This window comes from Arthrobacter sp. CAN_A6 (assembly GCF_015751715.1).
Lineage (GTDB): Bacteria > Actinomycetota > Actinomycetes > Actinomycetales > Micrococcaceae > Arthrobacter_D.
Genome location: NZ_JADOUV010000024.1, coordinates 1 through 14,231, shown reverse-complemented (window position 1 = coordinate 14,231; position 14,231 = coordinate 1). Strand labels below are relative to the sequence as shown.

The window sequence follows — 14,231 nt, the reverse complement described above, 5'->3', positions numbered from 1 at the left end:
GAACTCTTTCGGATATGCCTTTGCCATAATTGACATCCTTCCAGTGAGAACAAATCCTCACAGGTCAGGTGTCAACCAAACCCTGGGCAGTCCCGATCGTCCTACGACTACAGCTACAGTCAGCAAAATGCCTCTGAAAACATCACGCCCACGCCCGCCAAAGGGCGTTCTAATCTTCCAGCTGGTACTAGCAGTAGTTCTTATCTATCTAGCCGTAGTTGCAGTGACGGAGGACAGAGGGCCACTTCCACCCTTCATGGACGTCGTCTTCTTCGTCCTCGCGGTAGGCCTACTGCTCGCAGCCTTGTGGAACTTGTATCAGCACAGACGCAGGTTCCGTACTCCTCCCACGGACACTGACGGTCACTAGAGGATCCTGCAGCGTGCTTACTATGAGATGAGTACGATCAGCGCATGACTAGCCTCGGGCTTTCATGAGGGCGGCCCGGCGGTGCGTGTTTAATAGCTGAAAGGTGCTCCTGACGTGGGAAAATGTTGTTACCACACAGCAATTTCGAGCACGTCGAGGGAGCACCTTCCAGGTGAGCAACACTACCGGTTTCTACCCGTCCGTCCGCTTCGATTCGGCAGGTGCCGGGTTGGTTTCCCAGGCGGGCGGGTTGATCCTCACGGACACGGTCCGGGCCTCCGGTCTCGGCGCCGGACTCACCGACGCGCTATCGCCGTGGCGTAAGCCGTTCGCGGTGCACGACCCGGCCAAGATCCTCACCGATCTGGCGCTGTCTCTGGCCACCGGCGGCGACTGCCTCGCGGACGTGGACCGGCTTCGTGCCCAGCCGCAGGTTTACGGGAGTGTCGCTTCGGATCCGACGGTCAGCCGGTTGATCACGGCCCTGTCCACCACTGCCCCGGCGAAGGCGTTGGCGGCGATCAACATGGCCCGCGCCGCAGCTCGCGCCCATGTTTGGGCGGCAGCCGGGGAGCACTCGCCGCTGCACGGAGTCAGCAAAGATGCGCCGTTGGTCGTGGACTTGGATGCGACCCTGTTGACCTCGCACTCGGAGAAAGAAGACGCCCGTCCGACGTGGAAGAAAGGGTACGGGTTTCACCCACTGGCGGCATTCGTGGATCACGGTGCCGACGGGACAGGGGAACCCCTGGCGGTCCTGCTGCGGCCCGGGAATGCTGGCTCGAACACCGCTGCGGATCACATCGAGGTCACACGCGACGCGCTCAAGCAGTTACCGAGAGGCTATCGGTCGGGTCGGAGGGTGATGATCCGCACCGATTCCGCCGGCGGGACGCACGGATTCCTGGACTGGCTCACCGTCAAGCACCGGAACCTGGGCTACTCGGTCGGGTTCCCCATCCACGGCGCAGTCGAAGCAGCCCTACCCCTGGTCCCGAAGAACGCGTGGACCCGGGCCTACAACAGTGACGGGATCGAACGCGACGGTGCCTGGGTCTCCGACCTCACCGGGATGCTGGAGTTGTCATCCTGGCCTGCCGGGATGCGCGTCATCGTCCGTAAAGAAGTCCCTCACGTCGGAGCTCAGCTGAGGATCACCGACGTCGATGGGATGCGCTATACCGCGCTGGCCACCAACCAGGAGCACGGGCAACTGGCGGACCTGGAAGTCCGGCACCGGTTACGTGCCCACTGCGAGGACCGGATCCGTAACGCCAAGGACACCGGGCTGGCGAATCTGCCCTTGCACTCATTTGCGGCGAACACGCTTTGGTGCCACCTGGTGATGCTCGCCTCCGAACTCATGGCCTGGGCTCAGATGCTCGCGCTCCACGGCACGAAAGCCAGACAGTGGGAACCGAAAAGACTCCGGGCGAGGATCTTCGAAATCGCCGGCAGGATAAGCTCCCACGCCCGAAGGCTGACCGTTCACCTCGCATCCGCCGCACCCGAGACCGGACTGCTCCTCAAAGCCCTCACACGCCTCAACACCCTTACCCCGCCATAAAAGTTACGAGGAGCACATCATGACCCGATCAGGAGAACCAGCCGCTCTGTGATGGACGTGGAACCATCACCGACAACCGCCAACGGTCAGCGGCAACACTGTCGTACCCACATGCCACAATCGACACCGTCAGGCAGCCAGTAAGCCCCGACCACACCGGGAACCACGCCTGATGAAAGATCGAGGCTAGCGCCGAGAACGTGCCGCCGACCTACCCGGAATTCAGTGATGAGGGCGATCGGAATCCTGTCCGTCTTCCACTGACAGAGGCCTCCGAGCAGTGGGAGGTAGACACCGTTCAAGCTGTGGAGTCGATGGAACCGGAGGAACCATGGAGTTTAGGCAAGCCGACATCTGAACCAGACGAAAAATAGACACCACCACCCTCCTTCTACCGCCGGCACTGCCTAACTCATTAGCAGCATCCCAATGCGGACGTTGGTCGGCCGTCAAACGCTGCGGAAACCACGCCACTCATCACTGCGAGTCACAGCCCAATACGCTCCACGAAACAGCGGCCGGGCTGCACGAAGCGTTCCAGTAGCGGATCGGTAAGTGGGACAGTGGGCCACGATGGCTAGAGCATTCTGGTTGGTCAGTCGAAGTTAGGCTTCGAATATGCCGGGTCCCTTTGAAGAGTTTGTTCAAGCTGCGGAGCTGGCTGTGTTTGAGCGTAAGTCGTTATCGCTTGATGCGGCGGCGGCCGCAGGTTTGCCCGGCCGGTTCGAATCATTCCGTATGGGTGGACTGCGGGTGAGCATGGCAACGGCCAATCAATACGGCTTTCTCAACACTGTCGAAGGCCTGAACGAACAGTCTGTCGAGGTTCTGCCCGACGTACTCAGAAGATTCCCGGACCCGCACCAGGCAACGGTTGTCGCAACATCGCCGTCGCAGAGCCTCATTGACCGATTGCTGGGCAACGGTTACGAGCTAGCACCCGTGCGACCGATTGCCTACCTGCGCCCAAGCACGACGATCCAACCGGACGGCACAGGCGCTGACGAGTGGCAGATACACGAAGTCTCCACCACACGGGATGCAAAACTCTTCACGAACCTTCTCGACGCCGGCTACACCGCAACGAGCGACGTAAGGGCGTTAATCCGAGCCGAACACGCCCTTCCGGTGCTTCGTCGATTCATCGCTTTCCGCAACGGTCAGCCTCTCGCTGCGGCGGCCATGTCCCTGCACCCCACCGGCGCAGTACTCGGCGGGGCGTCCACCCTCCCCGCGGCGCGAGGCACTGGAGCCCAAAGTGCCCTCCTCAGACACCGGCTTCGATTGGCAAGGACTCTCGGCGCCCCCTTGTCGGCGGCCACCGCAGCTCCCGGATCACCAAGTGTTCGAAACCTAGCCAAGCTGGGATTTACCATCGTCGAACGGACAGCCTGGCGCGTTGATCGCGGGAACTAGGCGTGAGAATGTCGCGGTGACCCTGAGAGGAAGCGGTCTTTTATGCCGATCGGCTTACGGACGGTGCGCGGCGACCGCCGGCCCGTAGGGTGTGGTCATGGCAGCACGCATAGATGAAGCCCGAAGTGTCTCTTCGATGCTTGCCGGGCTGGATGATGCGGGTATCCGGACACTCATTGCTACTGCTGCTCCAATTGGCATCGGCATTGGGGGAACAACCAGCACAGTCGCCATCGGCGGAAGGACTGTTTTCGTGAAGCAGCTTCCATTGACGAGCATCGAGGAAGCGGAGCCGACCGCCACGACGAGTCGACTTCAGCTCCCCTTTGTCTCCCACTACGGGATAGGAAGCCCTACCCACGCGGTCGGACGAGAACTAGCCGCACATCAACTGACATCCCAGTGGGTCCACACGGAAGCTGCCGATTTCTTTCCGCTGCTACTCGGCTGGCGAGTCGTTGATGTGAAGTGCGAGGCAGACCTCCGCGAGTTCGACGGCCCTGCTCCTCCCCGCCAGTGGGGATCACACTGGCCTCAGGTCCAAATCAAGCTCGCTGCGATGAAGGACGCCTCCAAGAGCATGGTGCTCTTCCTCGAGTACGTGCCCGAGACGCTGGGCGGCTGGGTTCGCACGAGTATCGCCGAGGGCAGGGGCGCGACCATCTTTCCTGACGCGGTCGACCAGCTCCTCGAGGCCACCGCATGGATGAACAAGCACGGATTCCAGCACTTCGATGTGCACCCGGGGAACATCCTCATCCGCGACGGCAGACTGCTTTTCACAGACTTCGGTTTGGCGCTTCACCATGAGTTCGACCTCACCGCGGAGGAAAAAACGTCCATGCCCACGCATGACGGCTTCGACCGTGACACTGCCCTGATGCACCTGTTTCACTGGACGCTCTTCGAACTCGGCTATACCTCCGGCCCGCAGCGCCTGGAGCTATTGCGCGCTGCCGCCGCTGACCCCACCACGCCAGCGCTGGATCCAGTTCGTGCGGCACTCGGCGACGGCACGGATCTGATTGCACAACACGCGAGTGTCGTTATCTACATAACTGAGATGTTCGCCGCCCTCATGCGGGATGCGTTCGCCACGCAATACCGACACCCATAGGACCTTAGAACCAAAAGGATCAACCGTCCCGCAAAACGATCGGCTTGCGGGCGCCGAACTTCACGGTCTACCCGGGCTACATGTGATGACCCACAAAGAGCAAGGCCCGCAACGGGCGGGCGAGTAGCAGCGACCTCCCGGTTGCGGAGTTTTCGAAATGACAACTCTGGCGTCTCGCTGGGAAGGCTCGTCGCCGCACTCAGTTCCCTCGTCTTCGTACGACAGCCTGAGGTGTCCCCAGTTTTTTTCAAGCTCGGAAAGTCCGCTTTCCAACCAGTTAAGTGCTTTCTCGAGATTGACTATTTGCTCGGCACCGCCTGTGTAGGCATAGTTGCCGTACGGCGGGAACTTGCCTGCAAGTGCACTGAGCAGAACGTCTTGGGCGATCATGAGGGCAATCCCCCCGTGGAAACCGATGTCTCCTAGATCGGGGCGGATCCCAAGATCGATTCGGTCGGACTTGGCGATAGACCAATAAGCGATGTGCGCCTCGGCTAGTCTGAGCGGAAAAGCGTTCAACCTTTGGTGGTTAAGAGCATCTGATGCCGTCCGGCGAAGACCGGCCAGGCTCGTGAGTGAGACATTACTCTTTCCTGCGGCTTCGGACGCTCCGCTCTGGAACCCCTTTTCGGCTAACAGGATCCCACGATCCGCTCCAACGTCCGACACCATTTCTCTCAAACCTAAAACGTGGAGCTTGCTGACACGCCTCTTCCAATGCTTGCACTCAACGAGCCATTTGAGGCTCAGCCCTGCATGGTTGAAGGTTACGAGGACATCGACATCGTGCGCGGTTCGAACCCCTTCGACTCTCGCATCGGTTTCAGCCTCCAAGCCCAGCTCTCTGAAGAAGCTGGCGGCCTCCTCTTGATAGTCTCGCCAAGCCGTGATGTTGGTCATAAATACGAACGTTATCCGGAATCGTCGCCGGCAGGCGCTAGGTAGGAAACCCTGATGATCGTTACTCTCGGCCCATGGCCGGATTCCCTCAAATACTGCACACGGTTCTCGACGCTACTGATGTGCGAGGACTGGCAGAGTTCTACCGCCAACTGCTCGGACTCCAGTTCCGTCCAGGAGACGAGCCCGCGGATGAGGGCAGGCCTGATGATGTCGATTGGCTCGTTCTCACGGATGGACAGGGCAACCGCAAGCTTGCTTTCCTGCACGTCGATCACCTGGAGCGGACTACATGGCCCTCGCCTGATGTGCCGATGCAGATGCACCTCGATCTGACCGTTCCTGACCGGGAAACTCTCGAACATCACCATTCCAGGGCGTTGGCATTAGGGGCAGAGCTCCGCTTCGATCGAACGGACGACCCGAACGAGCCGTTATACGTTTACGCCGATCCGGCCGGTCATCCGTTCTGCATCTTCGTAGCCTGAAGCGAGCATGACGTCCGCTGGTCCGTTGAAGGATCCCCCTGCGGACATCGGCAGGCGTGCTCTAAAAGTCCTCGGAGGGGACCATGTCTGATTCGCGGATGAGGTAAGAGTCCAGATCGGGGGCCGCAAGGATTCTGCCGGCAGTGGTCAAGTCGCAGCCGACGATGAGGCTTCGTGCGTATAGGTCCTGGCCGACACACCACCGGAGATTCTTCGGCCACCAGTACATCGGAACGCGCCCCGCGACGGTGACGGGCACAACCGCGGAACCCTCTTCGTCGATCAGGCTGCCCGAGTACAGCGCCATCTCTCGTCCGGACGGCGAAAACTCGATGATCGCTTGGCTGCTTGCCTCGGCATAGCCGATCCAGCTCGCGAAGTAGTATCGGTCATCGTCAACTCGGAGCTCGCGAATCAGTGCTCTTGCAAGACTCGGAGGAGGGTTACCCATCGCAGGCTCTGCGCCGTCAGCAGGCAGAACGGCGCCAGGGTGGGCCCTCAGCTCGTCCCACTGCATCCATGGACTCAGTTCAAGACCGTTGCGTTCCACGACGTTCGACCACCTGATGACTGAACCATCATTGGTTTCGATGGGGTTGAGGATCCGCACGTAGCGCTCATAACCTGGCGGGATGATAGACGTGACTAGGTTGCCGGTGCGATCGAGCGAAGCGGTCAGGGGCTCGGCGAGCCGGCCGTCTACCTCATGATGCAGAGAACTCATGGCAACCCTTCCGTCAGCGTCACCCTACCGTCCGGCCTTGGTTCGTAAGCCGATCCGCTTACGGACCTGGTGATTGGGTCCCCGGGTAGGAGTCCGGTTGCTCGAACGCCAGATGGGAGCCTCCGCGCGGGCGGAGCGACCTAGAAGGAGTTGCTCTACGGCGATAGAGATGCACGTCGATCGATCCGAGATAAGTGTGCGGCGGTGGTGCTCAGCACGATCCCAGACACTGACCCAGCCACGCAGAGGAGTTGAATGCTCGAACGCAATATCTCCAGGCCCTCGGGGAGAGGCGTGAGCGCGACCACGGGCACCATCAGCAACCAGAGCAGGGAGTAGAACACGAAGCCCGATGCGTGAGCACGGGACAGCTGCCATATCGACTCTGCCGCGAAGTAGAGGGCAACGAGTAGAACTATGAAGCCGACGGCGAGGCCTCGCTGCCCCCAGTCGTTGTCTGCGGTCGCACCAGTGCGTGATTCAAACTCGGCGATAGCTGAGCTTGTCTGGATAGTGAGAACGGACTGAAGCCCCACCAGATAGGCGACGATGACAAGGTCGAGGCCGACTGCAATGGAGCGCCAGCGTCTCATGGTTGACCTGCGCGCGGTAGCTACAAATCGTCGGCCCATTGGCCCCCACCCAACCTCGTCGTGCCAATCAAGAGGCACACTGGTTCGACCCAAAGACCTGATTGGCCAGGGTTCTCGCGACATCACTCTATGCCAAGGAGATTCTCGAGGAGGAGGGACTCATCAAGTATCTCGAATACATTCTCGTCCCGGTCAAGGATCCGCTTGCGAACCTCGCGGCACGAGGTTACGAAGCGCCAGATACGATGCTTGTCATGATTTCCATCCAGCCGTATTTGACTGCAAGGGAACCGGGCATTTGGGGTACGTGATCCTGAACGCGCGGTGAACGCGGGCCTAGTACTCGAAGGCGCAGTAAACCTCATACACTCGGAAAGAGTCAGGAACACAACCTTTCCCGCCCGAGCTAGAGGATTTCTTCATGACAACGCCGTCAACTGCGACCGACCATTCGATTGCGCCGGGGATGCGCGCTCAGGCGGAGGAGCCGCGGGTCATCAGGCGCAAGCGCATCGGCCTTGCCGCCGGCGTCCTGCTGGCCCTGGTGGTGTATTTCCTCCTGCCGGCGGATCTTGCGCAACCGGCGCGGATGACGGCGGCGATCGCCGCGTTGATGGCCGTGTGGTGGATGACCGAAGCCGTGCCCCTGGCCGTCACCGCGCTCCTGCCGTTGGTGCTGTTCCCCGTGTTCAACGTGGCACCGATCGACGACGTCGCCCCGCCGTATGCGAACCCCATCATCTTCCTGTTCATGGGCGGTTTCCTGCTCGCCCTGGCCCTGCAGCGCTGGAACCTGCACCGCCGGATCGCGCTGGCAACAGTATTGCTCGTGGGCACCAAACCCAAGATGCTCATCGCCGGCTTCATGATCGCCACCGGTTTCTTGAGCATGTGGGTCTCCAATACCGCCACTGCCGTCATGATGATCCCCATCGGGCTCTCGGTCATCACGCTCGTCACCGAATCCGGCAACGGCACCAGTCCGCCGAAGAACTTCAGCATCGCCCTAATGCTGGGCATCGCCTATGCGGCGTCCATCGGATCCCTCGGCACCATCATCGGCACCCCGCCCAACGCACTCATGGTGGGTTACCTCGCGGAGGCCCACGACATCACGGTCGGCTTCGGCCAGTGGATGCTCGTGGGGGTGCCCATGGCCGTCATCTTCATGACCATTGCCTGGTTCCTGCTCACCAGCGTCATCTACAAACCGGAAATGGACGAGATCCCTGGCGGCCGGCAATTGATCCGCAGTGAGTACAAAAAACTCGGTTCAATGAGCACCGGCGAAAAACAGGTCCTGGTGGTCTTCATCCTCGCCGCTGCGGCCTGGATCAGCGTCCCCCTGCTCTGGCCCGACTCCAACATCGCCGACGCCGTCATCGCCATGGCCGTGGCCGTCATCCTGTTCCTCCTACCCGCCGACTTCCGCAAGGGAATTCCGCTGCTGGACTGGTCGAGCGCCAAAGCCCTCCCGTGGGACATCCTCATCCTCTTCGGCGGTGGACTCGCACTGTCCGCCCAGTTCGGCTCGAGCGGCCTCAGCGAGTGGATCGGCACGAAGGTCGCGGGCCTCGAAGCGCTTCCCCTGGTCCTGCTCATCGCCGTCACCGCCGGGCTCGTCCTCCTGCTCACCGAGCTCACCAGCAACACCGCAACCGCCGCGACCTTCCTGCCCCTGATCGGCGGCGTCGCCGTCGGGCTCGGGATCGACGTCATGCTTCTCGTCATTCCCGTCGCCATCGCGGCCACCTGCGCGTTCATGCTGCCCGTGGCAACACCACCCAATGCGATCGCCTTCGCCTCGGGACACGTCCAGATCTCCGACATGATCCGTGCCGGCGCCTGGCTGAACCTCATCGCACTGATTATCACCACCCTCACCACCCTCACCCTCGCAGTTTGGGTCTTCGGCCTCGTCTACTGACACATCGGCCGCCATCCCGCCGAAGGATTCCCATCGCGTCCAATGTCCTTCGAGTTGTCGCCTACGCCGAGATTCTCACCGCCGTCCAGGGAGGATGAAAATATGACCGGCGGCTACGTGTTATGGATCGACGGTGCCGCGTTCCCTCCCGGCGGATCATGGGAACCGACGGCGCCCCGAGGCGGATGGTTCCCTGTTCGACCTGCTCAATAAGCTCGGGATCACACGTTACACAAGGCGACGTAACGGGCCTTTATAGGAAGCTCACGATGTCGAGTTTCATCCTCACGATGGCTGCTGAGTGGTAACTAAGGCATGGGGAAACATCGTGGTCAACTAAACCTTCAGCAGTCCCGTGGGGTGGTCGCCACTGGTTGTTTTTGAGGATTGATGGACCGCGTTTTCGCGCAGCTGATGCGTTCGCAGCTCGTCCTGCCTGACGGGTACAGCCAACAGGCAACTCCCTCAAGGATCGGCATAATGCGGTCAGATAGCTGTCACAGGCATGGCCTCGATGATTCGTGGTCTGTACTATATGAGGTAGCTGAAGGAGGGTTTATGTCGATTGCACCAGGTGGACCGAAGCACAGGGCCGGAGCGGTCCATCAAAACATTGCTGATGTCACCAGGGAGCTTTGTGATGTTCTTACCTCCAGGCTCGTAGCATCAATGGCGGGTGTGAAGGATTCCAGTCAGGTCCGGAAGTGGGCTCGCGGTGAACTCGTTCCCTCGCAGCCGGCACGGACCAGGCTCAGCTTCGCCTACGACACTCTGCGGATAATTGAAGCATCCGAGGGCCGGCGCACCGCTGAGGCATGGGCCATGGCCGTCAATCCCCGGCTGAACTACGACACTCCTATCAAAGCGATTAGAGAAGACCGATTCCGTGAGACTGCAGCTGCGGCCGATGCCCTCGTGGAAGAGGCCTTCGACGGATGATCAAACGTCGATGCGCTGTGACGGGTCTGTTCATTTTGGACGGGCCCGTCACCATGTACAGGGTCGCTCAATCACGACCAACCCGCGGACCACTCAACCCATTACCGCGCCCGGATGATCCAGCGATTGATCGGTCCACCTGGAACCGCTTCGACACACCAGGGCTCACCATCTACGGCGCGGACACCAGAGCCACTGCCTTCACCGAATCGATCGCGTACAAAGCCCCATCAGCCAACGACTATGCGGGCCTCAGGGAAATCGCCCAAGATCAAGGGATCCCCTTCAGCGAGCTTCTCGAAGAGCTACGCATGGACGGGAAAATCGTTGACGGGTTGGAGCACGACTGGCGACTGGAGCGCTCCATCTACACGCTCAACTTTCCGTCCCTTCCATGGGTCGACCTCGCCCATCCGGATACAGTCGTAGCAATCAAAGCCTCCGGCATCGCGAAATCCGACAGAATGAGCCTCGCCGACCTCACCGGCGATAACAGGCAACTCACCACTGTCATTGCCCAATGGATCCGCTCACAACAGCTCGATGACGAAAACTACCCAGCGGGAATCCGATACCCCTCGAAATTCGGTCTCGCCGACGGGGACTACTGCTACGCAGGATTCCTAAATAAACCGAACAAGGGCGCTATGCAGACCAGCGCCGGATTCACCGCTAACGACTCTGACCTGCTGACAGCCATAACCCGTACAGGCGTCGCCGTTGCCTGAGCCCTAGCAAGGCCGGAATGGTTTGCAAGATCAATGCAGCTGAGGCTGACTGCCGATAACAATGCACATGTCTTACGTTCTCGGTTGGGAGCTTCGGTTCGAACGGCGAGCACCGTTATGAATGAGTAGATGAGTATGGGGCCGACCCGGTGGGCTAACCCCTTACTCATCCTTCGGACAGAGCATGCGGCCTTGCGCTTCGGACTGTGTACCGGCTGCTCCTTCGCCGCATCCGGAATATTTTCGCGGTTGTGGGCTTTGACCACCACCACGTACCCGAGTCAGAGGCCCGAAGGACCATGTGCGGGGTGAGCCCACGGACTAGGCCAAGCGAGAACGCGGATCGCAGTGGTTCAAAAAGGACCGATTTCGGCACTGGCGCACATCGTTGCATCCGTCATCAGGGGACGTCTTGTCACGGACGGAAAAACGGCTCTTCATAATTGAGGGATGCTCCTATATTTGTCAAGCGGCGGCGCATCGACACCGGCGATGATCAGCGCATCACGCTGCAGGTCCGTGGCCTGCGACTAGGACTGCCCACAACAGGATCCGCTCCGGGACGCAGACGACGAACACGCCAAAATAATTCTGCGAAAAACACGTCAGAGAACTCTTCGGTCCACAATTCTCGTTGGCGATCGACCCCGAAAATGTGTCGCGGTGGAGGATCCCTCAACGCAGCGGCCTCGCTTCGCGTAGAGGCCGAATAACGGTGTGAAAAGTGTGCCAAATAGGGCTCTTCAGAATTGAGAGTGTAGTCACCGCTGCCGCGTGAGAAGTCCGGGCGGGTCGTTGTTTGGGTTGAGATGAGGGCCTTGGGAGAGAATCAGATTGTCTAGATCGTGATTTTTCTACCGCAAGGCCCTCGTGTTTAACGCTACCTTTCAATGCCCTGACCTGACCACCTTTTGCCGCCTCGACGGGCTCGGACTCGAAGTGACCGGGCAGTATGTGCGCCCGGATCGCGCCGTCCTATCCTGCCGTGTTGTTGAGCCCGATGACTGGTGCCGGAAATGTGGGTGCCAGGGAATTCCCCGTGACACGGTGACCCGCCAGTTGGGCCATGAACCCTTCGGGTGGCGGCCGACGACGCTGCTGGTGAGGATCCGCCGATACCGCTGCACGGGGTGCGGGCATGTGTGGCGCCAAGACGCTTCCAAGGCTGCCGAGCCGCGGGCCAAACTGTCCCGCCGCGGGCTGCGCTGGGCTCTGGAAGGAATCGTCTGCCAGCACCTCACGGTCGCCCGGATCGCTGAAGGATTAGGCGTCACCTGGAATACCGCGAACAAGGCTGTCCTCGCCGAAGGACGCAGGGTCCTGATCGATGACCCGGACCGCTTCGACGGTGTGAAAGTCATTGGTGTTGATGAGCATGTCTGGCGGCACACCCGCCGCGGAGACAAGTACGTCACCGTCATCATTGACCTGACACCAATCCGGGACGGCACCGGCCCCTCGCGGCTGCTGGACATGGTCGAGGGCCGCTCGAAGCAGGCCTTCGCGACCTGGCTGCAGGAACGCCCCCAGCACTGGCGGGACGGGGTTGAGGTTGTGGCCATGGACGGGTTCTCCGGGTTCAAGAGCGCTGCGGCCGAGGAACTCCCGGACGCGGTTCCGGTGATGGACCCATTTCATGTCATCCGCTTGGCCGGGGATGCCCTGGACAATTGCCGCCGGCGGGTTCAGCAGCAGACGTGCGGGCACCGCGGACGGGTCGGGGATCCGCTGTATTCGGCCCGCCGGGCCCAGGACGTGCTGGCCTACTTCGAGCGACCCGGCACCTCGAACGGCCCCGCTGAAGCAATTAACGGCCGGCTCGAACACCTCCGCGGCTCCGCCCTCGGCTTCCGGAATCTCACCAACTATGTCGCCAGATCGCTGCTGGAATCCGGCGGATTCAGACCGAAACTACACTCTCAATTCTGAAGAGCCCCAAATAGCTTCGATCTGGTTACCGCCCCGTCCATCGACAGTAACCACTTCAGGGGTCGCGAATAAATGATTGACCTGTAATCACAGCACGGTTATTGTATGAAATTAAGACCGATTTGACATCTCAGGGTAGATCGGTTTGCTGGGGATTTATCTACAATCCTGCGTCCTTGACCGTGACTCACGGATGAGGCAGACAAATTTGCTTGTAGCGCCGTTCGACGGTTGCCTACATCAGCGGCACACGTTGGGGTGCGCCTGCAGCACAATCTCTGAAACACAGTCCTGCCCGTTTATTAATCCTGCCGTGGCACCCAAATCCTCTATGGGTGTGCCAATTCCGGAAATTTACTCCGGTATTTCCGCCAGTTCGGTCGCCGGTTGGGTGCACAAATGCGGGCGAGACCCTTAGTCAAACCCTCTTATCCCTCGTTCGGCCGCGTGCACCTGTGGCCGGGTACCGGGAATTGTGTGGGCGGCCCGGGGGCGGGATCATGTGTTCAGGTAAGCCGCCGGTGGTTCCCGATTCGCCTTGACCGATTAACCTCAAGTGAGGAACCACAGTATGACTTTACTCAGCCCCACTGCTGGGACCGGCTATCAACCTTCCCCCAGACGGAAATACCTCGCATTCCTATCCGCCCTGATATTGGCAATGTCGGTGCTTTTAACAGGAGGCGCACTCGGCGGCGCCTCAGCAGCTTCCGCGGCCGCAGCAATCAATCAATGCAACGGAATCGGAAACGTCGGCGGCCAGGGAGTCACCTGCACCGTCACAATTGTCAACAGCCTCAACCTGGATACTGGGACGCAGAGTTCGGTGGTTACCGTTGAGGCATGTACCGGGGCAGCCAACACCGCCCTAACATGCACGACGACGACGACCCCATCCAACGAACTGACAACCGTCGTGGATCAATGCAACGGCTCCGGCAACGGAGGCGGCGGCGCCGTGCAATGCAGCGTCACTGTCGAAAACATCATCACCGGGACTGCCGAAACAGCGGCCGGGTCAGTGAACCAATGCAACGCCTCCGGCCAGAACGGCGGTACCGAGCCCACAGTCGTCTGCACTCCGATCGGCTCAACGACTAATGCCACGGTCACCCAGTGCAACGACTCCGGTAACGGAGGCGGCGGCACGATGCGCGTCCAGTGCACCGTCGGGTCGAACACGATATCGGCCGCACTGCCCATCACCATCAACCAGTGCAACGGCTCAGGCAACGGAGGCGGAGCCACCGTCACCTGCACCAGCTCAATAAACACCACCATCATCGCTTCTACCCCACCAGTGATCGTGCCGCCGGTAGAACCTCCACCCGTGATCCTGCCGCCGGTAGACGCACCACCCGTGATCCTGCCGCCGGTAGACGCACCACCCGTGATCCTGCCGCCGGTCGACGCACCACCCGTGATCCTGCCGCCGGTAGACGCACCACCCGTGATCCTGCCGCCGGTCGACGCACCACCCGTGATCCTGCCGCCGGTCGACGCACCACCCGTGATCCTGCCGCCGGTCGACGC

Annotated in this window: 11 protein-coding genes and 1 pseudogene; 9 read left to right on the top strand and 3 right to left on the bottom strand. The window is 60.6% G+C overall.

Going from position 1 to position 14,231, the window contains the following annotated elements; translation table 11 throughout:
* Positions 1-542: 542 nt before the first annotated feature.
* The 3 genes from IWX75_RS16915 to IWX75_RS16905 all read left to right on the top strand — a co-directional run bounded on the left by IWX75_RS16915 (position 543) and on the right by IWX75_RS16905 (position 4,470).
* Positions 543-1,937, top strand: a complete 1,395-nt coding sequence (locus tag IWX75_RS16915; protein WP_196823427.1) for an IS1380 family transposase — start codon at positions 543-545, stop codon at positions 1,935-1,937.
* Between the two features lie 618 nt (positions 1,938-2,555).
* Positions 2,556-3,353 carry a GNAT family N-acetyltransferase gene (locus tag IWX75_RS16910; protein WP_196823426.1) on the top strand — a complete coding sequence of 266 codons (798 nt, stop codon included), beginning with the start codon at positions 2,556-2,558 and terminating at the stop codon, positions 3,351-3,353.
* A gap of 97 nt (positions 3,354-3,450) precedes the next feature.
* Positions 3,451-4,470 (top strand): hypothetical protein, encoded by a 1,020-nt coding sequence (locus tag IWX75_RS16905; protein ID WP_196823425.1) that lies wholly within the window; start codon positions 3,451-3,453, stop codon positions 4,468-4,470.
* A 60-nt stretch (positions 4,471-4,530) separates the two neighbouring features.
* On the opposite strand, the gene IWX75_RS16900 is transcribed toward IWX75_RS16905, so the two are convergent.
* Positions 4,531-5,370, bottom strand: a complete 840-nt coding sequence (locus tag IWX75_RS16900; protein WP_196823424.1) for a restriction endonuclease — start codon at positions 5,368-5,370, stop codon at positions 4,531-4,533.
* 74 nt (positions 5,371-5,444) lie between these two features.
* Here IWX75_RS16900 and IWX75_RS16895 point away from each other — a divergent pair, with 74 nt between their 5' ends.
* Complete coding sequence (locus tag IWX75_RS16895; protein ID WP_196823423.1) at positions 5,445-5,858, top strand: VOC family protein; 414 nt, start codon at positions 5,445-5,447, stop codon at positions 5,856-5,858.
* A gap of 61 nt (positions 5,859-5,919) precedes the next feature.
* On the opposite strand, the gene IWX75_RS16890 is transcribed toward IWX75_RS16895, so the two are convergent.
* Both IWX75_RS16890 and IWX75_RS16885 read right to left on the bottom strand, forming a co-directional pair.
* Positions 5,920-6,582, bottom strand: coding sequence for a hypothetical protein (locus IWX75_RS16890; protein WP_196823422.1), 663 nt, complete (start codon positions 6,580-6,582; stop codon positions 5,920-5,922).
* Positions 6,583-6,737: 155 nt separating this feature from the next.
* The gene (locus IWX75_RS16885; protein ID WP_196823421.1) at positions 6,738-7,175 is read right to left on the bottom strand and encodes a hypothetical protein; all 438 of its coding nucleotides are present in this window, start codon (positions 7,173-7,175) and stop codon (positions 6,738-6,740) included.
* A 421-nt stretch (positions 7,176-7,596) separates the two neighbouring features.
* Between IWX75_RS16885 and IWX75_RS16880 the strand changes: the two genes are divergently transcribed.
* The 5 genes and pseudogenes from IWX75_RS16880 to IWX75_RS16860 all read left to right on the top strand — a co-directional run.
* Positions 7,597-9,102 (top strand): SLC13 family permease, encoded by a 1,506-nt coding sequence (locus IWX75_RS16880; protein ID WP_196823420.1) that lies wholly within the window; start codon positions 7,597-7,599, stop codon positions 9,100-9,102.
* A 678-nt stretch (positions 9,103-9,780) separates the two neighbouring features.
* Complete coding sequence (locus IWX75_RS16875) at positions 9,781-10,041, top strand: hypothetical protein (RefSeq protein WP_196823419.1); 261 nt, start codon at positions 9,781-9,783, stop codon at positions 10,039-10,041.
* Entirely contained in the window at positions 10,038-10,769 is a 732-nt protein-coding gene (locus tag IWX75_RS16870; RefSeq protein WP_196823418.1) for an RES domain-containing protein, read from the top strand. The genes IWX75_RS16875 and IWX75_RS16870 overlap by 4 nt, the downstream gene beginning before the upstream one ends.
* Positions 10,770-11,639: 870 nt before the next feature.
* On the top strand, positions 11,640-12,698 hold the full coding sequence (locus IWX75_RS16865) for an ISL3 family transposase (protein ID WP_196823417.1): 1,059 nt from the start codon (positions 11,640-11,642) through the stop codon (positions 12,696-12,698).
* 916 nt (positions 12,699-13,614) lie between these two features.
* Positions 13,615-14,231, top strand: a pseudogene (locus tag IWX75_RS16860) (hypothetical protein); the annotation flags it as partial.

Coding starts and splice junctions, on each gene's coding strand:
- IWX75_RS16910 (WP_196823426.1), top strand. CDS start 2,556: ATGCCGGGTCCCTTTGAAGAGTTTGTTCAAGCTGCGGAGCTGGCTGTG.
- IWX75_RS16905 (WP_196823425.1), top strand. CDS start 3,451: ATGGCAGCACGCATAGATGAAGCCCGAAGTGTCTCTTCGATGCTTGCC.
- IWX75_RS16900 (WP_196823424.1), bottom strand. CDS start 5,370: ATGACCAACATCACGGCTTGGCGAGACTATCAAGAGGAGGCCGCCAGC.
- IWX75_RS16895 (WP_196823423.1), top strand. CDS start 5,445: ATGGCCGGATTCCCTCAAATACTGCACACGGTTCTCGACGCTACTGAT.
- IWX75_RS16890 (WP_196823422.1), bottom strand. CDS start 6,582: ATGAGTTCTCTGCATCATGAGGTAGACGGCCGGCTCGCCGAGCCCCTG.
- IWX75_RS16885 (WP_196823421.1), bottom strand. CDS start 7,175: ATGAGACGCTGGCGCTCCATTGCAGTCGGCCTCGACCTTGTCATCGTC.
- IWX75_RS16880 (WP_196823420.1), top strand. CDS start 7,597: ATGACAACGCCGTCAACTGCGACCGACCATTCGATTGCGCCGGGGATG.
- IWX75_RS16870 (WP_196823418.1), top strand. CDS start 10,038: ATGATCAAACGTCGATGCGCTGTGACGGGTCTGTTCATTTTGGACGGG.